Here is a 19759-nt window from a genome sequence, read left to right as displayed (position 1 = left end):
CGACCCGGAAGCAAACGCTGAACCGTACCACGCCGCCCGGCCCGCGGGCAACCGGGAAGAAACACGGACCGGGCCGCCTTTTGCGGTTTTTCCCGCGCCGGTACGCCGAAAATATGTTGACAGCCTGGAGGCCGTCGACAAGAATCCGTGCGAGCGGAGTTCCCTGCCGCCTCGTGCCCAATCCGCAGCTAAGACCTAATCTATCCAGCGGGTCGTTTCTTGCGAGGTTTTAACGTGCGAATCACGTGGATGCGCGGGGAACTTCCTCCCATTTTTCCCGATCGGAGAGTCACTCAAGGCCGTATCCTTTGATCGTCCCCCCAGGCTCTCCTCGGCGGCTGTCCCGCCGGCGGTCCCTTCACGACTCCATTTCTCTTGGCCGGACGGGAGCGCGTGTGCCCCTGCGGGTTCTGGCGTGCCTGCTCGTGATTGCCATCCTGGGCTGCTCGGCGGACGAGGTGCACAGCCCCCTCGAGTTCTTCCCCGGATCGCAACCCACTTCCTGGGCGGTGTGCGACAAGTTCGGGGCTTCGGGGGACCACGTTCAGGTATGCGCCAGCCTGGTGAACGCGCCCGGGACCACGACCCCGACGGCCTATTCGATCTCGTTCTATCTGCCGCGGACCCTCCGCGTCCACCTGGCGGCCTTCGACGCCCACGGCGCGCTGGTCAAGGTCCTGCTCGAGGGCGAGGAAGCGGCCACGATCGGGCAGTACCGCACGCCCCCGATCATCTGGGACTTCACCGATTCGCGCGGCGCGCGCGTCCCTCGCGGGAACTACCGTTGCTACATCGCCGCCGGCGAGGATTTCATCTCTTCGAGCGACGTGGCGGTTCCGTGACCGCGGGCCGACCGGCCGCTCCCCGATCCCGGTTTCTCGCCCTCGCCCTCTTGGAGATCATGCTCCTGGGGAGCTCCGCATGCTGCACGGCGGCGCAGGATTCCACGACCACGGCGCCGCGGGTCACCTCCACCTTCGGCCGCACCGGGGAGGAGCAGGACCGATTCGAGCTGGGGATCGGCGCGGTGCAGGGTTTCTTCGACGTAACCGGTAGCTTTGCCTACCGGAGGTTCCTGAACGAGCGCGGACCCTTCGAGCGGAGCGTCATGGGGGAGCTCACTGGAACGGCAAAGAGCCAGCTGACCGAAGGGGCCGTGAGCATTTATGTCCTTCTTCGCCCGACCGGGTCGTACCGGCAAGGCTGGCGCATCCGTCCCCTGTTCGAGTTCGGACCCGGGGTCCACACGGTGGTCCAGGTCGCCTCGCTCGAAGGCTTCAATCGAACGAGCTACAAAGGGGCCTTCTACGTGAAGTCGCACGCCTACGCGGGATTCGAGGCGCTCGCCACGAACCGGCTCGGGCTCCTGATCCGCGGCCGAATGTCCGTTCCAAGCCATCATCCCTTCGACTACGCGCAGGCGGCGGTCTTCCTCAGATAGCGCCCCGTCAGCGAGGCTTCGTTCCGGGCGATCTCGTCCGGCGATCCCTCCGCGACGAGATATCCGCCAGCCTCCCCGCCCTCCGGCCCCAGCTCGATCAGGTAATCGCACGCCGCGAGAAGATCGAGGTTGTGCTCGACGAGAACCACCGTCGAGCCGCGGCGCTTCAGCTCGCGAAGCACGCGGAGCAGCACCAACACGTCCTTGCGGTGAAGGCCGACGGTTGGCTCATCGAGCAAGTAGAGCGTCGCGGCCGAGCCCCGATCGGAGAGCTCGCGCGCGAGCTTGAGCCGTTGGACCTCGCCGCCGCTCAAGGTGGAGAGCGGCTGTCCGAGCCTCAGGTAGCCCAGCCCGACCCGCTCGAGCACCCAGAGCGGCTCCTGGATCTCGGTCTCCCCCTGGAAGAGCGCCAGCGTTTCCTCGACCGTCCTGTCCAGGAGCTGGTCGAGCGAGAGCCCGTGCACCTTCACCTCGAGCACGTCGGCGCGGTACCTTCTCCCTCCGCACGCCTCGCACGGTACCCAAAGATCCGCGAGAAAATACATCTCGACCCGGTCGACTCCCGCTCCTTCGCAACGCTCACAGCGGCCGCCTTTCACGTTGAAGGAGAAGGTCCCGGGTGAGTACCCGCGCTGCCGGGCGAGCGGAGTGCGGGCGTACCGCTCGCGAATCCGGTCGAACGCTTTGACGTAGGTCACCGGGTTCGAGCGCAGGGACCTCATCACCGGGGTCTGGTCCACGAGCGCGACCCGGTCGAACGAGTCGAGGCCGGTCACCGAACCGTGCGCTCCGGCCTCCGGCGGGTCTTCCCCAGCGGCGCGGGCGGCGGCGCGCCAGAGGATCTCTTCGACCAGGGTAGATTTTCCGGATCCAGAGACGCCGCACACGCCGACGATCGCCCCGATAGGAATCCTCACGTCGATCCCTTTCAAATTATGCTCGCGCGCGCCGCGAATCTCGATCCACGCCGCCTTCTTCGCGCGGCCGTAGGGCTCCGACGACGCGTCGGCGATCGCCCCGGCCCATTCCGCGGCGACTAGGTCGCGTCCGGGCCAGCCCTCTCGGGGCCCTTGATAGAGCACACGGCCTCCTCGTTCCCCCGCTCCCGGTCCCAATTCCAGGACATAGTCGGCGGATTGGATGACGTCGGGGTCGTGCTCTACGACGAGAAGCGTGTTCTTCCGCCCCTGGAGCCGGCGCAGGACCCGAATCAGACGCTCTGTGTCACGCGGATGAAGTCCAACGGTCGGCTCGTCCAGGACGTAGAGCGCGTGGCTCAAGCTCCCCCCCAGAGCGTTCGCCAGCTCGATTCGCTGCGCCTCCCCTCCGGACAGGGTCTTGGAGGGTCGATCGAGCGTGAGGTAGTGGAGCCCGGTCTCGGCCAGATACTCGAGCCGCCCTCGAAGCTCGGCGAGAATCGTGGCCGCGACCTGCTCGCGCGCGGAATCGAGTTGAAGCGTGGTGAGGAAGGTGCGCAGCTCGCCGACGGTCATCGCGGCCAGCTGGGCGATATTCTTGCCTCCCACGTAGACCTCCAGCGCTTCCGGCTTGAGCCGGTTGCCGGCGCAGGTGGCGCACAAGACAGCTTCCTGGTAGCGCTTCACGAGGAATCTCGCGCTCGACTTGTACGCCTTCTCCCGGAGCCGCTCGAGGAATGGAAACACCCCACGAAATCCCGGCGCTCCGTCGAGAAGGATCTTTCGGTGTTCCTTGGAGAGCGAGCGGAAGGGCCGGTCGAGTGGAATGCCGTGGCGCTCGGACACCGCCTTCAGCTTCGGAAGAAAATGGGCGCGCCAGGAATTGGCCCATGGGTCGAGCGCCCCTTCCATCACCGACTTCCCCGGATCGGGCACAACCCGACGTAGGGTGAAGGTCAGGATATTCCCGAAACCGCGGCACTCGGGGCAGGCGCCGTAGGGGCTGTTGAACGAGAAGAGCTGGGGGAGGGGCTCCGGAAACTCGCGCCCGCACCGCTCGCAGGTCCTGCCGTCGTGGTAGCAGAGGGTCTCCCCTGTCTCGCGCTCCACGAAGACGCGCCCATGCCCTTCGCGCCAGGCGATCTCCAGGCTCTCGCGAAGACGCGTCCGGTTCTCCGGTGCCGGCAGGAGCCGATCTACGTAAATCTGGATCGGGGACGCGAAACCTTTGGGCATCGCCTCGTCGAGCCGCGCCCAGCCCGGACGGGCCGACGCGGTGGCGCCCCGCGCGCGAGGCGGCGCAACCGAGCCCGATCTCGCCCTGACGAAGCCCCGCGCAAGCGCGAGGCCCCAGAGCTGCTTGGCGCTCTCCCTGCCTTGGGCTGGAAGCTCGAACCAGAGCGTCACCTCTTCGCGGCCGCGCGCGAGAATCGCCTCCAGGACCGAATCCACGCTGTGCCGGGGGACCTTCGTCCCGCATCGGCCGCAGACCGTCTCCCCCACGCGGGCGAGCAGGAGCCTCAGGTGGTCGGCGACTTCGGTAACCGTCCCGACCGTGGACCGGCCCGTTTGGGCCGCCGCACCCTGGCGAATCGCAAGCGCCGGGGCGAGCCCATCGACCCGGTCGTAATCGGGGCGGGGAAGGCGCTCCAGAAACTGCTTCGCATAGGTAGACACGCATTCGACGTACCGGCGCTGGCCTTCGGCGTAGATCGTGTCGAACGCGAGGGAAGACTTTCCGGAGCCGCTGACGCCGGTCACGACGGTCAGGGAGGCGTGGGGGAACTCGACGTCGATGTTCTTGAGATTATTCTGGCGGGCCCCGTAAAGCCGGACGAAACCCGCTTCCTCGATCATCTTGGGGCTGGGCACGACGCGATCTTCGCAGCGCCCGCCGGGTATGTCAAACCGGCGGCCGAAAAAACGGGGCCGCCCGGAGGAACCCAGGCGGCCCGAGGACGTGCCCAATCCGCGACTTCTTACTTCTTCTTCGCGGCCTTCTTCTTTCCAGCCTTCTTCTTCGCCGGCATCGTGGTATCACCTCCCCTCACGTTGGATTCGCTTCCGGCTCACCCGGCCGTGGAGTTCTCCGCGTTGCCAATCAGATCCTGGATCTCTCCCAACAAGACGGTCAGGTCAAACGGCTTCTTTAGATATCGCTCGACTTTGAGCCGCTTCGCTTCCGCTTTCACCTCCGGGGTCTCATACGCGGTCATCAGAATCACCTTCGATTTGACCGCGCGATCCCGAACTCGCCTCACGACCTCCATGCCGCTTTCTTTCGGGAGGCGGTTGTCCAAGAGAATCAGGTCGAAGGGCTGCTCCCCGAACACATGCTTCTCAGCCTGTTCCGCGGATCCCGCGACCGCGATCCTGTACCCAGCCTCCTTCAGTGCGTTGGAGAGTGTGCGTACGAGCAGCTTTTCGTCGTCCACGATGAGGACGGACTTCGGCATCCACACCTCCCCCTGTGCACCGATGTGAGTCCATCGACTAGAAGTAGAAAGCAGAAAGCGGGCCAGCCCGGACGCATCGGGCACGTGTTGCGGAATCGCTCGTGCATCGCGCGCGTGCGCGAATGGTTAGGAACTCTTCTTCGAGGAGAAAGCGAAGCATGCGAGAGCATGCGCGCGATGAGGAGGGTGTCACGGGAATGGACAGAGGAAGAGGGAGTGAGAACCGCGCGGAACGATTTCTGCGAGAGGACCTGCGGTGTCGCGATGGATTGTCGAGAAACGCGACATCCCAAGAAACGCGACAGCGAGTAAGGGGCCCGAGTCGACCTAACGAAGAGATCGAGCGCGGGTCGAGTCGTCCTGCGCCTGCGTTTCGCGCGATGCGGCGATCCGCTTGATCCGCTCGATCAAGCTCTGCCGGGATATCCCGAGAATACGCGCGGTGCGGGACCGGTTCCCGTCGGTGGAATCGAGAACCTTGAGGATGTGCTCCCGCTCCACCTCGGCGAGCGTCGGCATGTCCTCCTCTCCCTCACCTCGCGCGGAGAGCGCGTCGCGAAGAACCCGCGGAACCGACTCCACCTCCACAATCATTTCGGCGGGAAGGTGATCCTCGCGGAGGGTCTCGTCCTCCTCCAGAAGCACGATTCGCTCGATCAGGTTCCGGAGCTCGCGGACGTTCCCGGGCCATCGGTAGGAGCGGAAGACCTCTTCGACTTCGGGAGCGATCGACGCGAAGCGCTTCCGGAATTTTTCGTTGTAGTGCTCGAGGAAGTGCCGGGTCAGGAGCTGAATATCCTCCCCGCGCTCCCGAAGCGGCGGCAGGAGGATCGAAACCACCTTGAGCCGGTAGTAGAGGTCCTGGCGAAACCGGCCTTCCTTGACGGTTTGGTCCAAGTCGCGGTTCGTGGCCGCGACGATACGCAGGTCCACCGTCTGGTCCGTGGCCCCGCCGACCCGCTTGAATGTCCGGTCCTCGATGAACCGGAGAAACTTGGCCTGGGTCGCCGCCGGGAGATCCGCAATCTCGTCGAGGAACAGAGTCCCCTGGTCGGCAAGCTCCACCAAACCGCGCTTCGGCTCCCGGGCGTCCGTGAACGCCCCGCGTTCGTGACCGAAGAGCTCGTTTTCGAGCAGCTGCTCCTGGAACGAGGAACAGTTCAGGGCGAGAAACGGCGCCCCGCGCCTCGCGCTCTCGAAGTGGATCCCGCGGGCGACCAGATCCTTGCCGGTGCCGCTCTCTCCTTCGATGAGAACGGTCGTGGCCTCGCTCTTGGACACCTTCCCCACCAAATCCCAGACCCGGCGCATGGCGGCCGCCTCGCCCACGATCTTGGTCTTGAGAAAGGATTCCAGCTCCCCGCGCCGGAACGCATCGAGCTGGTTCTCGCGCACGATGCCGACCTTGAGCCGCTCGATCGCCAGCACCATCTCGTGCATCTCGTACGGCTTCTTGATGAAATCGGTGGCGCCCTGGCGCATGGCCTGGACCGCCGTGGGCAGATCGCCGAAGGCGGTGATCACGACGACTTTGAGATCGGGTTCGATGCTCTTGAGCCGGGGCAGGAGCTCGAGGCCGCTGCCGTCGGGGAGCCGGAGATCGAGAACGAGGATTTGGGGCGGGTCGTTCCGGACGGACTCGAGCACCTCGGCCGCCGAGCCGACCGCGTCGACCTCGTATCCCTCGGCGGTCAGAAGCTTCACGAGGGACTTGCGGATCAGCTCCTCGTCGTCGGCGATCCGGATTCGCAGTTTCATCGCTACTCCTTGGCTTCCTCCCCTTCCTGTGAAAGCAGGGCGGGGAGGCTGAACTTGAACACGGCTCCGCCCTGCGCGCTGTTGCGTGCGGTCAGGTTGCCGCCGTGCTCGCGCGCGATCTGGAGCGAGATGGAAAGACCCAGGCCCGTTCCCATGGAGCGTGTCGTGAAAAAGGGATCGAAGATCTTCTCTCGTACCTCGTCGGGAATGCCGGGCCCTGTGTCCGCTACGACGACGTCCACGTAGGATTTCTTGTATCGCGTTCTCCGGAGGCCGGTCCCGAGTCTGAGCATGCCCCCTTCCGGCATCGCCTGGAGCGCGTTGATGGCCAGGTTCAAGAAAACCTGCTGGGCCATATCCGGATCGATCAGCACGGTCGGGAGCCCTTCGTCGAAATCACGCTCCACTTCGACGGACGCCTCCTGGCAGCGCAGGGCCAGGTTATCGAGCACCTTGTCGAGAACCTCGCGGACATCGGTAGGAACCGGACGCGGCGCCTGGGGGCGGGCAAAGAGGAGGAGATCGGTGATGATCTGCTCGATCCGGTCGAGCTCCTTCAGGACATCATTCAGATCATCGCGACGGGAATCGCCCGCCCTGAGCTTCGACGCGACGAACTGAACCGTCGTGCGCACCCCGGTCAGCGGGTTGCGAATCTCGTGCGCGACCCGGGCGGACAGCTCGCCCAGGGAAATGAGCCTCTCGGTATTCCGGAAGACCTCTTCCTCGGAATCCGCGTCGACCAAGTCCTCGACACGAACCACGACGCCACCCGTGTCCCCCAAGGCCCGCACGCTGTAGCGCATCAGGACCTCGCGATCCGCCACCGATCCGCGGATCTCCCTCGTTCCGCGTCCCGACTCGCCGCGCACCCCGCGCTCGGGCAGGTACCACCGCTCCGATTCCGATTTGAAGACCTCCGCGAGCGGCAGCCACTCGATCTCGGACCGGTCCACGCCCCAGCCCTTGGCCAGCGTGTCGTTGATCGCGACAATGCGCCGGTCCTCGTCGAGCGCGAGAAGGCCTGTGTCGAGCGCGTCCAGGATGTGGAGTAATAGCTCCCGTTCAGTGCCGGGAGCTTCGGCACGTGGCATCGCGGGTTCCCCCGATGTCTCGAATCGTCCCTGGGTTCACGTTGCATCGGCCGTCGCATCCCCGTCAACCCAAATTGCGGGCCGAAGGCTCTTCATCGCGGGCGAAGGCTCCCTTGCGGAAAGGGTGGGAGCGCGATATTCTCATCGATTGAAGCACTGGGTTCTCGCGGCGCCCGCGGGGCGCCGCACGCGTTTCGCACGTATTCGATCGAGGTCTGTTTTCCATGATGCAGTCCATGCGGGACAACATGAAGGTGATCATCTGGGTTACCGCCATCGTCTTCCTGGTCGGGTTTGGAATCCTCCAACTCGGCGGGGTTCTGAATCCACCCTCGGGGTCGGGGCCGGCCGGCGTGATCGCGAAGATCAACGGAGAGCCGATCCGCTACGAGGATTTCATGGGCATGTATCAAACCATTCTGAACCAGGTCCGAGCGGGCCGCCAGCTTCGTGAAGGGGAGGACAGCTACATCCGCGAGCAGGCCTGGCAACAGATGGTCCAGTCCAAGCTGATGGCCCAGGAGGTCCGCCGGCGCGGCATCACCGCGAGCCCGGAGGAGATCAAGATTTCGATCCGCTTCGCGCCGCCGCCGTTCGTGGTGCAGGCTCCGGGCTTCCAAACGAACGGACAATTCGACTACAAGAAGTACCTCGCCGAGTTGGACAACCCGAACTCGCAGGTACCCTGGAGCCAAGTCGAGGCCTATGTGGCCGAAACCCTCCCTCAACAGAAGCTACAGGAGCAGATCGTCTCGGCCGCCAAGGTCTCGGTGGCGGACGTGCGGGACCAATTCCTGCTTGTGAACGAAACCCTCAAGGTCCGCTACGTCTATTTCCCCTCCGACAGCTTCGCGGTCGATACGTCGAGGATCGGCGGCGCGGACATCGAGACCTACTACCGATCGCATCCCGAGGAGTTCACCGGTCCCCCCGAAGTGAAGCTCCAGGTCGCGCTCGTGCCGCGTCGGCCCCGAGATCCGGACTTTGCCGTCGCCCGCGAGCGGATGCTCGGAATCCGTGAGCAAATCGTCGCGGAGCCCGATTCCTTCCCGAAATACGCCCGGACCTACTCCGAGATCGGCTCGGCACAGGGGGGCGGAGACGCCATGGACATCGCGGCCGCGGACATGCGGCCGAAGTTCCAGGCGGCGCTCAAGACGCTCCAGCCCGGCCAGGTCTCGGACGTCGTGAAGGAGGAGCGGTCGGTCCATCTCTTCCGGCTCGACAAGCGTTGGATCGATCCGAAGTCGAAGCAGGTGATGGTCCATTACCATGAGATCGCCTTTCGCGTGGAACCCGGCGCAGAGGCGATCCGCGAGATACGGAAGTCGGTCCAGGCCCTTCTCACCGACGCGCGCAAGAGCGGGCTCGCCAAGGCCGCCACGCGCGCCGGGGTCACGACCTCGGAGACGCCCTACTTCCGGGAGACCAGGAGCAACAACGACATATTCAAGCGTTTCCCGGAAACCGAGAAGTGGGCCTTCACGGCGAAGGTCGGATCGGTCTCGCACGCCATCCCGACCGAGAACGGGTGGTATCTCTACCAGATCATCGATCGGCAACCGGAAGGGCTTAGAACCCTCGCCCAGGCGCGGGTCTTCGCGCGGGAACAGCTCATCCATTCGCTCCAGCTGGCGCAGGCGACCGATGCGGCCACGAAGGCGCGGGCCGCGATCCAGGGCGGCATGAGCGAGGCGGAAGCCGCGAAGAGGTTCCGCGGCCTCGTCGGCACCGACGCCGGCATCACGCGGAATGGTCGTCTCGGGAATCTTGGCGTCGAGCCAAAAATTGTGGGGGGGCTCTTCGGCACACCCCCGGGAACATGGAGCCAGCCGCTCACCGGCACCTGGTCGGCCCTGGTCGCCATCGTCGAAGAACACGCGAGGCCCACCGAGGAGGAGTTCCGCAAGCAGGCCACGGACATCCGGAACAAGCTCTTGAACGATCGCCGGCAGATACGGTTCAACGAGTGGCTCCAGGCGGTCCGCAAGAGCGCCAAGATCGAAGACTTCCGGGAGAACTATTTCGAGGCCTGATCTACATCCGACCTTGAAGAGGCTCCAGGAGATCCTCTCGTTTCCCGGAGACCGGGTGGGAAAGGCCAGACGAATCGCCGCCGCGATCCGTCAGATGGGCCCCTACCGCTGGGTCGGGATCTACGATGTGTCTCCCGAGGAGATCCGCGTCATCGCCTGGAGCGGGCCGGATGCGCCTGCTCATCCACGGTTCCCCGCGAGCCAGGGTCTCTGCGGCGCCGCGGTTCAAGGCCGGACGACCGTGGCGGTCGGGGATGTAGCGGAGGATCCGCGATACCTCACGACGCTCGGCACGACGCGCTCCGAGATCGTCGTTCCCGCCCTGGGGCAGCCGACCGGACCGGTGGTCGGTTTGCTCGACGTGGAAAGCGAGCTCCTCAATGCGTTCGGCGAGGAGGACCGCCGCCGCCTCGAGGAATGCGCGGCCGCGATCAGGCCGCTGTGGCTGGAGACCGCGGCGTTGGAGCCGTAGGGCGCCTCGGCATCCGGCGCTCCCTACGACGGCTTCTTCGGTTCCTCGAGCGCGTGCGGCTTGGGCGGCTCCGGCTTGTCGGGCTGATTGATCTCCGACTCGACGTCACGCATGCCCTTCTTGAACTCCTGAATCCCCCTTCCAATCGACCTGCCAATCTCCGGGATGCGCTTCGCTCCGAAGAGCAGGATGATGATCAGGAAGAGGATGAACATTTCCTGCGGCCCGATATTGAACATAGGGTTACTCGTCACCTCTCCGGGCCCGCCCGCTCAGGCAGGCACCGCCTTGGTTAGTGCGGCTGGGTCCACCGCCGCGCGTCGCGGCCAACGATGACCGTGACGTCGATCATTTCCTGGGACCCTACCTGTTGGATCACGTGGCTCGTGCCCAGGTACTCGGCCACGACTCTCGCCGGGTCGGGGTTATCGCCCCGGTTGACCACCAGCGTCGCCCGATAGTCCGAGCGATCCGCGTTTGCCACCTCCAAGACATCGAACCCGCCGTCTCTCAGATAGGACGCCAGCTCGGCGGCGAGGCCTGCCCGGCCGCTCCCGTTCCAGAGCTGGATCCGGATCGGCTGCTTCGGCTTCACGACGGCCTGGGGTCCGACCCGAACCGCCGCCGACATCGCGAGCGCCGCGATCAGGAGGAACAAGAGCCCCAGCACCCAATCGAGAACCGGCGACTCGTTGCGCGACTTCTTGGACACGGCGGTCCCTCGATCGCGTCAGCGCCGCGAGCGCTTTCCAGGCCGCCGATCCATCGCGGCGAGCGCCTTCGAGACGCGCTCGTACGTCCGGTCCAACGCTTCGGGCAGCACCTTGGTGCGCGCCGTCATCGGCATGAAGTTCGTGTCGCCGTTCCACCGGGGCACGACGTGCCAGTGAAGGTGTCCCAGAACCCCGGCTCCCGCAACGCGGCCGAGGTTGAGCCCGACGTTGAAGCCGTGCGGCTTGTACTCGCGCGTCAGGGCGACCTCCACCCGCCCCAGCCATTCCGTCAGCTCGAGCGCCTCCTCGTCCGTCACGTCGGAGAAAGAGGCCGCGTGCCGTCGCGTCGCGACCATGATGTGCCCCACGTTATAGGGATACCGATTCAGCATCGCGAGCACCCGGGGCGTCCTCGCTAGGATCAGATTTCGCTTCCCGGGCCTGAGCCGTGCCATCGCACAAAAAAGGCAGGGCCGCTTGGAGGCGCCTTCCGCGCCCGACTTCTTGATATAGGCCATTCGCCACCCAGCCCAGAGCACGTCCACGCTAGGAGGCGCTCCACGCGCGCAACGCCTCTTCGACCACCGCGAGCTGCCCGGGATCGTTCACCCCCAGGAGCTCTCGGGAATCGGACGCCCGCTCCACCCCGATCCTACCCCCCCGGTCCCTGATGAAGGACAGCGTGTCGGTCAGATAATACTCCTGTTGGCGGTTGTCGGCGCGGAGGAATCCGAGGGCTTCCCGGAGCGGCTCCCGGGAGAAGGAATAGATCCCCGAGTTCACTTCCGAGACCGCGCGCTCCTCGGGCGTGGCATCCCGCTCCTCGACGATTTTCACGAAGTCTCCCCTGCCGTCGCGAATGACCCGCCCGTACCCGGAAGCATCCTGGAGCACACCCGAGAGAAACGTTACCGCGTTTCCCTCGCGCCGGTGGCGCTCGAGGAGCCGCCGGAGCGTCGCCGTCCGGATCAGCGGCATATCGCCGGCAAGCACGAGGAGCGTGTCCGGCCCCGATTCGAGAGTGGGCCACGCCATCTGGACCGCGTGGCCGGTCCCAAGCTGCGGGACCTGCTCCGCGAAGAGCACCTGGCGTCCTGCGAGGGCCTCGCGCACGAGCGGGGCTCGATGTCCGACGACCACGACCGTGAGCTGGGGACCCAGGGGATCGAGCTGCTCGAGCACGTGGAGGAGAAGCGGCCGCCCCAGGGCGGGATGCAACACCTTGGGAAGATCCGAATTCATCCGCTTGCCGAGACCCGCGGCGAGAACCACCGCCGCGAAGCGGGGGCGCGCGCTCACGCGCCCCCCGCGCGACGGAGGGGCGGCCTCACGAAGAGGTTGTCGATGAGCCGGGTCTTGCCGATCCGGATGGCCCCGATGAGGAATCCCCCGCCCCGCTCGAGCTTGGGAATGGGTTCCAGCGTCACGGGATCCACCAAAGCGAGGTAATCGACCGAGTCGGGACGCGCCTCGCGGCGCAGCGTCCGACGGACGCGCGTGAGAATCGGACGCGCGTCGTGGGTCCCGGAGCGCGCCAGGGCGCGACCCTCACGCATCGCCCGGATCATCCCCGTCGCGCGTAGGCGCTCCGCGGGGCCCAAATAGACGTTCCGTGAGGAGAGCGCGAGCCCGTCCCGTTCGCGCACGGTGGGACAAATGGTGACGCGGGTCGAGAGGTCGAGATCGCGCACCATGCTCTGGACGATGCGCGCCTGCTGGATGTCCTTCTGCCCGAGATAGAGCATGTCCGGTTCCACCAGATTCAGCAGCTTCAGCACGATCGTCGCGACGCCGCGGAAGTGCCCGGGCCGTTCCACCCCTTCCCAAAGCGCCGCGAGCGGCCCGGGGGCGACGGTGGTCGAGAAGCCGGGGGGATAGAGCGCGCGAACGCGAGGCAGAAAGAACCAGTCGCAGCCCGCGTCGCGACACAGGCGAACGTCGCGGACCTCGTCTCGGGGATATCGGCCGAAGTCCTCCTTCGGCCCGAACTGGAGCGGGTTCACGAATACGGAGACCGCGATTCGGTGATGCTCGCTTCGGGCCCGCCGGATCAGGGCGAGATGACCTTCATGAAGATAGCCCATGGTCGGGACGAAACCCACGCTCATACCGCTCTGGCGCGCGCGACGGGAGAGCGCGCGCAGGTCGGCCCCGCGGGTTACGATCCGCACGGCTTCGTTTCGGGTCTCTCCGGCGCCGCGGCGTAGCTCTCCTCGTCCGAGGGATACCGACCTGCCCGCACGTCCTCGCGAAAGGCCGAGATCGCGTTCCGGATCGTTTCCCCCGCTTCGGCGTAGCGCCGCACGAATCGGGCGGGCTTCCCAAAGCTCAACCCAACCAGGTCATGGAGCACGAGCACCTGACCGTCGCAGTGGACGCCGGCGCCGATGCCGATCGTGGGGATCTGCAGGCTCCCGGTGATCTCCCTGCCGAGCTCGAGGGGCACGCCCTCCAGGACGACGGCGAAACACCCGGCGCGCTCGAGCGCGATCGCATCGTTCCGGAGGGTGTCAGCCGCGGCGGGGTCCCGTCCTTGCACCCGGTACCCGCCGAACTGATGCACCGACTGGGGGGTGAGGCCGAGATGCCCCATCACCGGGATGTCGGCGGCAAGGATCGCCTGGATCTGCGGCAACATCCGCCTCCCTCCCTCGAGCTTTACGGCTTCGGCGCCCCGTTTCATCAAGCGTCCACTGTTCCGCACGGCGTCCTCGGGGCCCGTCTGGAAGCTGAGAAACGGCAGATCCGCCACCACGAGGGCCCGCGGCTGGGCGCGCAGGACCGCCTTCAGGTGATGTGCCATCTCGCTCAAGGTCACCGGGATCGTCGATTCGTATCCCAGGACGACCATCCCGACCGAGTCGCCGACCAGGATCAGGTCGACGCCCGCCTCGTCGGCGAGCCGCGCGCTGGGGTAATCGTACGCCGTCACGGAAACGATCCGCACACGCTGCGTCTTCATGTCACGGATCGTGCGAACGGTGACCTTCGGGCGTGTGATCCGAGGATCGGTCGTCACGATCTCTCCTCCGCGCTCGAGCTTGGGCTCACGTAAGCAATCCCGTCCCGGTGGGTCTCGATGCGGGCGATCAGGTCCTCCAAATCCTGCCTCCGATGCACGAAATTCATCTCATTCGTGTTCACGACGAGGAGCGGCGCCTCGCGAAAATGGAAGAAGAAGTAATTGTACGCCTCGACGAGGGTCCCGATGTACTTGGGTTCCATCAGCCGCTCATACCCGCGACCCCGCTGGTGGATGCGCTCCAGGAGGACATCGGAACCCGCCTGCAGGTAGACGACGAGGTCCGGCGGCGCGAGATCCCGCTCCAAAAGCGGCGCGATCTGGTTGTAGATATGAAGCTCCCGATCGCTCAGGTTGATATTCGCGAAAATCCGGTCCTTCTGAAACATATAGTCGCTCACGATTCCTTCGTGAAAGAGATCGGGCTGCGTTCTCTGCTTCAACTCCTGGTACCGATTCACGAGAAAGAACATCTGGGTCTGGAAGGCGTACCGCCGGGGATCTTTGTAGAAATCCTCGAGGAACGGGTTTCCCTCCGGCTCCTCGAGGATCAACTTGGCGTGGAGACGCTCGGACAGAAGTTTCGCCAGGCTTGTTTTTCCGACTCCGATGACGCCCTCGACCGCAATGTACCGTCCCGGCACTCGCCCTGACCCGGATCAGTACCAGAACCGCCCGCCCTTGCGGACCGGAGGGTTCGGAGGGAGCTTCTTGATCATCTTGCGAATCGATTCCCCCGTGATCGGGTGCACGAAATCCGGGTCCAGCTCCAGAAGGGGCAGAAGCACAAACGCCCTCCGGTGCGCCTCAGGATGCGGGATTTTCAGATCGGGCTCGTCCACGGTCTCCTCTCCGTAGAAGAGGAGATCGAGATCGATCGGACGCGGTCCCCACCGCTGCGACCGTACCCGGCCCATCCGCTTCTCGATGAGGAGGAGCTGCCAGAGCAGCTCTCTCGGCTCGAGCGTGGTCTCGAGCCATACCGACGCGTTCAGGAACGCCGGTTGATCGACCTCCCCCACCGGGTCGGTATCGTAGAGCGAGGATACCCGGACGACGAGCGTGCGTGGCAGGTCGCGCATCGCTTCGACCGCCTTGCGGATGAGAAACTCGCGATCCCCGAGGTTGGACCCGACGCCCACGAACACCTTGCTCATGCGCGCGCCCTTTCGACGACGACTTCCGGGATCGTCGTGAAATCATCGACCGGGACGTGAAGCTTGCGCACGCGCACCCGCACGCGAGGCGAATCGAACTCCTGGATCAAGGCCAACGCCAGCTCTTCGGCGAGCGTCTCGAGGAGGCGGCACCGCGACATCTCGATCTGGGAGCGGACGAGCCGGTGCACCTCCTCATAATCGATCGCGTCGTCGAGCACGTCCGGGCGGCGCGTCGGCATCGGCGCGTAGGCCAGCTCCACGTCCGCTTCGATTCTCTGACCCAAGTCGCGCTCCTTTTGGGTCACCCCGAGATGACCGTAGGCTTGAATCCGCGCGAGGCGGAGCCAGTCGAGGAGCTCGCGAGCCGGGGCTTTGGCGGCGAGACTAGCGGGAGATTGGGGACGCCGAGGCATGGGGCGCCTTCCAAGGCGCGAGCGATTCGAGCTTCTGGAGCGCGCGGCGGAGGGCATCCGCCGATGAGGTAAGAGCGATGCGAAAGTACCCTTCTCCCTCGGAGCCGAATCCGGTTCCGGGTGTGAGAAGGACCCCTGTCTTGTCGAACACGCGCGTGACGAATTCCATCGAGGACACCCCTTCGGGAACTCGCCCCCAGAGATAGAAAGCGCCGCCCGGCGTCCGGATCGGGCAGCCGAGCCTCCGCAGCTCGTCCAGCGCGAGATCGCGCCGCTCGCGGTAGACGGCGCGCAGCGCGGGGCCGTGGACGCCGAGCGATGCCAGCCCCGACGCCGCCGCCAGCTGAATGGCCTGGGGGGCGCCCGAGTCCACGTTCGCCTTGAGCTGGACCAGGGCGTCGATCAGGGCCGGGGCTCCCACGGCGAAGCCGATCCGCCACCCCGTCATGTTAAACGTCTTCGAGAAGGAGTGGAACTCGATCGCGCGGTCGCGGGCGCCCGGCACCGAGAGGATGCTCGGCGGCGGCTCGGCATAGTAGAGCTCCGAGTAGGCGGCGTCGCTGACGACGATCAGGTCGCGGCGCTCTGCCCACGCGACCAGATCCTCGTAGAAGACGCGCTCCGCGGTGGCGCCCGTCGGGTTGTTGGGGTAGTTCACGAAGACGAGGCGGGTGCGCGGCGTGACGTGCTTGTCGAGGTCGCGTGGGTCGGGGACGAACCCGGCCGCCTCGCGAATCGGAAAGCGAACCGGCTTCGCGCCCGCGAAGACCGTTCCCGCGATGTACACGGGATACCCGGGGTCGGGGAGGAGTGCCTCATCTCCCGCATCGAGCATCGCGAGGGGAAAATGCCCGATCCCTTCCTTCGAGCCGATGAGGATCGCGATCTCCCGGGCGGGATCGACCGCAACGCCGAACCGCTCCGCAAACCAGTCCGCGACGGCCGTACGCGCTTCGAGGAGACCGCCGCTCGTGGGATACCGGTGGTGGCGGGGGTCCCGGGCGCCCTGGGCCAACCTGTCGAGAATGAAATCGGGCGTCGGAAGGTCGGGATCCCCGATCGAGAGATCGAAAACCTCCCTCCCCGCGGACTCGGCCTCACGGCGTTTCCGTTCCAGCTCGGCGAAGAGATAGCGCGGCAAGGCCTGGAGGCGCGCGCTCTTTTGAAAGGGGGCCATAGCGCCCGACGTTATCGGGCGGGAGGAAGGGGTGTCAAGGACTCCCGGAGAATCGGGACGCTGGACCCGGCAGGCTGGAGCAGGTCGTTTCGAGGCATTCGAGAGCGTAGGTGATCGCTCCCGCGAACGAAAGCGTCTGCCCTTCCGCCCATGCGGCGGCGAAGCGGTCATGGCCGAATTCCACGCGCGTCCGGGCAACCCGCGATTCATGCTCGGAAGATTCTCTCGGGGTCATGCTCGGACCGATTCTCGTTCGAAGCGCGTCCGACGCGCCGTAGAGGACCGCGGCATCACGGAATCGCCTCTCCTGCGTCGCGAGGGCCGCCGACCGCGCGAGAGCGTAGGCTCCGGCCCGGCGCTCCTCCAGATCCCGGATGAGCTTCAGGCTCTCGACCAGGTAATCTCGCGCGGTATCGCTGCGCCCGAGTTTCAGCGCGAGGTCGCCCAGAGACGAAAGACGGAGCGCCATGGAAGCGACGTCTCCCATCTCGCGGAAGACTTCGATCCCCTGCGCGTAGAGCGGGAACGCCGAATCGAAGTCTCCTTGCAGCTCGGCGACGCGACCCAGGTTACTGAGGGCGAGTCCGACCCCGCGCCGTTGGCCTGTCTCCTCGAAGATCACCATCGCCTCGCGGTAGATCCGGCTGGCCGCCCGGTAGTCTCCCTGTCCCAGGGATAGATTGGCCAGACCAACCAGGGCGTGCCCGATCCCTTCGCGATGCCCGGTGGCACGCGAAATCTCCAGGGACTCTTGGAAAAAGGTCCGGCCGATGTCCCAATCGTTTTGGTGGAAGGCAAGCGCCCCCGCGCCGACAAGCGCTTCGGCGCGCGTCTGCGAGGCGGCCAGGGCGCCTGGACGCCGAAGGGCTTCCTCTAAGAGGCGCCGGCCGAGCGTGAGGTGGCCGTGGGCCAACCAAAATCGCCAGAGACCGGTCGCGAGCCGGAGGGCGGTCTCATCTAGGCCGCCAGAGCCGAAGCTACAGTCGAGGGCCGCGAGCAGATTCTCATGATCGACTTCGAGCCGGGATAGCCACACGGCCTGCGCCGACCCGGTGAGCTCAGGGGCGGCGCGCTCTGCGAGATCGAGAAAGTACGCCAGATGCCGCTCTCGTACCCTCTTCTCCTCCCGCTCGTCCTTCAGTCTATCCAGGGCGTACTGGCGAACCGTCTCGAGATAGCGGCACCGTGATTCGCTCGTTTGCGACTGCTCCGCCAATACGAGCGACTTGTCGACGAGGCGCGTCATGACCTCGACGAGGTGAAGACGGTCGGTCCCCTCCTTCCCGCAAATCGCAGTGGCCGCCTCGAGCCCCCAGCCGCGTGTGAAGACGGCCAGCGAGCGGAACACCCTGCGCTCGCCTTCATCGAGCTGGGCGTAGCTCCACTCAATCGTCGCCGCAAGGGTTTGATGTCTCGGGAGCCCGGACCCGCTCCCTCCGACCAGAAGGCGGAAACGGTCTCCCAACATACTTCGGATTTCCTCCGGCGTGAGGAGCTTGATCCGCGCGGCGGCGAGCTCGATCGCGAGCGGGATGCCGTCCAGGCGGCGGCAGATTTCGGCCACGGCGGGCGCCGTCCTCGCAGAAAGGTGGAATTGCGGAACCAGCGCGCGCGCGCGTTCCGTGAAGAGCCGGACGGACTCGACGGATTCGATCTCGCGGAGACCCAGCTCGGGATCGGGCACGGCCATGGTCGGAACCGGGTAGGCCTGCTCCCCCGGAAGATGCATGGGTTCCCGGCTCGTGGCCAGTACGACGATGTCGCGGCAATTCTCGAGAAGCTCGCGGGCCAGCTTGGCGCAGGAGCCAAGCACGTGCTCGCAATTGTCGAGGATGAGGAGCAGACGCTTGTCGGCGAGTTGCCGCGAGACGGTGCCAAGGAGCGGCATCTCGACCTCCTCAAAGATCCCGAGCGTCGAGGCCACGATGACCGGAACGCGCGAGGGATCGACCAGCGGGGCAAGATCCACCAACCAGGTACCGTCTGGGAAGACACTCCGGAGCGTCTCTGCGAGCTTCAGCGCGAGGCGCGTCTTCCCACAGCCCCCGCTTCCGGTCAGCGTCAGGAGGCGGCAGCGCCGGAGCATCTCCAAGCACACGCCGACCTCGGCCTCCCGGCCCACGAAGCTCGTCAACTGCTCCGGGATATTGTTCGCAGGCGAGCCGCCCGCCGCGGGGCGTGATTCGGAAGTCTCGCGGAGAGAACGTGCCAGCTCTTCGATTTCCTTCCTCGCCGCGCCCATATCGGCGAGCCGCCGCTGCGGATCCCGCTCCAGGCAGGCTACGAGGAGCCGGCGGAGCCGGCGCGGCGTCCCGACCGGCAGAGTGTGCCAATCGGGCTCGCGCGAAACGGCCGCGTCCAGCCTCTCCGAAATGGATACGCCGGGGAACGCGCGCTGCCCGGTGAGGCACTCGTAGAGGACGCATCCAAACCCGAAAACATCGACGCGGAGGTCGTGCGGCCGGGCCAGGATCTGCTCCGGGCTCATGTAGCCCGGGGTGCCCGCGGCGCCTACCGCACCGGTGGCCGTGCTTGGACTCGCCAGCGACGCCGTCTCCTCCGGATCCCCGGGGGGATGCGCGTGGCGGGCCAAGCCGAAGTCGAGGATCTTGACAGCACCTCGCGACGTCAGCATCACATTGCCGGGCTTGATATCGCAGTGAATGACGCCGCGCTCGTGCGCCGCTTCCAGCGCGCTCGCGATCTCCCCGGTGACCCGGATCGTCTCCTCGATCGCGAGCGGCCCGCGCCGCAGCCGGTCGGTCAAGGATTCGCCGTCCACGAGCTCGAGAACAAGGAACTGGTTCACGCGACGCGGTCGCGCGAAACCGTAAATTGCGGCGATGCCAGGGTGATTGAGCGTTGCGAGAAGCTTCGCTTCACGCCGAAGGCGACCGAGGCGTGCCGAGTCTTTGGAGACTTCCTCGGGCAGCATCTTGATTGCGACGTCCCGCCCGAGGGTCGTGTCGCGAGCGCGGTAGACGACCCCCATGCCGCCGGACCCGAGCCGTTCCTCGACCCGGAAGTGGGAGAGGGTCCTGCCGACGAGCGGATCCATGTGAAGCCTCGCTTCGAGTCCAGAGTGGCTGCACCTGGGACT

Annotated in this window: 19 protein-coding genes; 4 read left to right on the top strand and 15 right to left on the bottom strand. The window is 65.9% G+C overall.

The genetic code is table 11. The features are described from left to right. Positions 1-395 precede the first annotated feature (395 nt). Both E6K76_01405 and E6K76_01400 read left to right on the top strand, forming a co-directional pair. Positions 396-842 (top strand): hypothetical protein, encoded by a 447-nt coding sequence (locus E6K76_01405; protein ID TMQ60680.1) that lies wholly within the window; start codon positions 396-398, stop codon positions 840-842. Beyond that, positions 839-1441, top strand: coding sequence for a hypothetical protein (locus E6K76_01400; protein TMQ60679.1), 603 nt, complete (start codon positions 839-841; stop codon positions 1439-1441). The genes E6K76_01405 and E6K76_01400 overlap by 4 nt, the downstream gene beginning before the upstream one ends. Here the strand turns inward: E6K76_01400 and uvrA are convergent. From uvrA to E6K76_01380, 4 genes are all read right to left on the bottom strand, one after another. Beyond that, entirely contained in the window at positions 1411-4230 is a 2820-nt protein-coding gene (gene uvrA / locus E6K76_01395) for an excinuclease ABC subunit A (GenBank protein ID TMQ60678.1), read from the bottom strand. The genes E6K76_01400 and uvrA overlap by 31 nt on opposite strands. A 197-nt stretch (positions 4231-4427) precedes the next feature. Beyond that, complete coding sequence (locus E6K76_01390; protein TMQ60677.1) at positions 4428-4814, bottom strand: response regulator; 387 nt, start codon at positions 4812-4814, stop codon at positions 4428-4430. A 327-nt stretch (positions 4815-5141) separates the two neighbouring features. Then, positions 5142-6572 carry a sigma-54-dependent Fis family transcriptional regulator gene (locus E6K76_01385; protein TMQ60676.1) on the bottom strand — a complete coding sequence of 477 codons (1431 nt, stop codon included), beginning with the start codon at positions 6570-6572 and terminating at the stop codon, positions 5142-5144. 2 nt (positions 6573-6574) lie between these two features. Then, positions 6575-7666, bottom strand: coding sequence for a hypothetical protein (locus tag E6K76_01380; protein TMQ60675.1), 1092 nt, complete (start codon positions 7664-7666; stop codon positions 6575-6577). 224 nt (positions 7667-7890) lie between these two features. Here E6K76_01380 and E6K76_01375 point away from each other — a divergent pair, with 224 nt between their 5' ends. Next, positions 7891-9702, top strand: coding sequence for a hypothetical protein (locus tag E6K76_01375; protein ID TMQ60674.1), 1812 nt, complete (start codon positions 7891-7893; stop codon positions 9700-9702). Between the two features lie 55 nt (positions 9703-9757). Continuing rightward, positions 9758-10174, top strand: coding sequence for a GAF domain-containing protein (locus tag E6K76_01370; GenBank protein ID TMQ60673.1), 417 nt, complete (start codon positions 9758-9760; stop codon positions 10172-10174). 23 nt (positions 10175-10197) lie between these two features. On the opposite strand, the gene E6K76_01365 is transcribed toward E6K76_01370, so the two are convergent. The 11 genes from E6K76_01365 to E6K76_01315 are packed head-to-tail and all read right to left on the bottom strand — an operon-like array spanning position 10198 to position 19717. Further along, positions 10198-10413 (bottom strand): twin-arginine translocase TatA/TatE family subunit, encoded by a 216-nt coding sequence (locus tag E6K76_01365; protein TMQ60714.1) that lies wholly within the window; start codon positions 10411-10413, stop codon positions 10198-10200. A 53-nt stretch (positions 10414-10466) separates the two neighbouring features. Then, the gene (locus tag E6K76_01360) at positions 10467-10886 is read right to left on the bottom strand and encodes a LytR family transcriptional regulator (GenBank protein ID TMQ60672.1); all 420 of its coding nucleotides are present in this window, start codon (positions 10884-10886) and stop codon (positions 10467-10469) included. 18 nt (positions 10887-10904) lie between these two features. Beyond that, entirely contained in the window at positions 10905-11432 is a 528-nt protein-coding gene (locus E6K76_01355; GenBank protein TMQ60671.1) for an HIT domain-containing protein, read from the bottom strand. A gap of 1 nt (position 11433) precedes the next feature. Beyond that, entirely contained in the window at positions 11434-12129 is a 696-nt protein-coding gene (locus E6K76_01350) for a UDP-N-acetylglucosamine pyrophosphorylase (GenBank protein ID TMQ60713.1), read from the bottom strand. A gap of 53 nt (positions 12130-12182) precedes the next feature. Beyond that, positions 12183-13058: a pantoate--beta-alanine ligase gene (locus E6K76_01345; GenBank protein ID TMQ60670.1), complete on the bottom strand. Its 876-nt coding sequence runs from the start codon at positions 13056-13058 to the stop codon at positions 12183-12185. Then, a complete protein-coding gene (gene panB / locus E6K76_01340; protein ID TMQ60712.1) occupies positions 13046-13849 on the bottom strand; it encodes a 3-methyl-2-oxobutanoate hydroxymethyltransferase in 804 nt (267 codons plus the stop codon). The genes E6K76_01345 and panB overlap by 13 nt, the downstream gene beginning before the upstream one ends. 53 nt (positions 13850-13902) lie before the next feature. After that, complete coding sequence (locus tag E6K76_01335) at positions 13903-14553, bottom strand: deoxynucleoside kinase (GenBank protein ID TMQ60669.1); 651 nt, start codon at positions 14551-14553, stop codon at positions 13903-13905. 15 nt (positions 14554-14568) lie between these two features. Further along, positions 14569-15066: a 2-amino-4-hydroxy-6-hydroxymethyldihydropteridine diphosphokinase gene (gene folK / locus E6K76_01330; GenBank protein TMQ60668.1), complete on the bottom strand. Its 498-nt coding sequence runs from the start codon at positions 15064-15066 to the stop codon at positions 14569-14571. Continuing rightward, a complete protein-coding gene (locus tag E6K76_01325) occupies positions 15063-15539 on the bottom strand; it encodes a dihydroneopterin aldolase (GenBank protein ID TMQ60667.1) in 477 nt (158 codons plus the stop codon). Before E6K76_01325 ends, folK begins: the two co-directional genes overlap by 4 nt. After that, positions 15454-16659, bottom strand: coding sequence for an aminotransferase class I/II-fold pyridoxal phosphate-dependent enzyme (locus E6K76_01320; GenBank protein TMQ60666.1), 1206 nt, complete (start codon positions 16657-16659; stop codon positions 15454-15456). The genes E6K76_01325 and E6K76_01320 overlap by 86 nt, the downstream gene beginning before the upstream one ends. A gap of 34 nt (positions 16660-16693) precedes the next feature. Beyond that, positions 16694-19717 (bottom strand): tetratricopeptide repeat protein, encoded by a 3024-nt coding sequence (locus E6K76_01315; GenBank protein ID TMQ60665.1) that lies wholly within the window; start codon positions 19715-19717, stop codon positions 16694-16696. Positions 19718-19759: the final 42 nt, after the last annotated feature.

Source organism: Candidatus Eisenbacteria bacterium, assembly GCA_005893275.1.
Lineage (GTDB): Bacteria > Eisenbacteria > RBG-16-71-46 > SZUA-252 > SZUA-252 > WS-7.
This window is presented reverse-complemented; position numbering and strand designations above follow the sequence as displayed.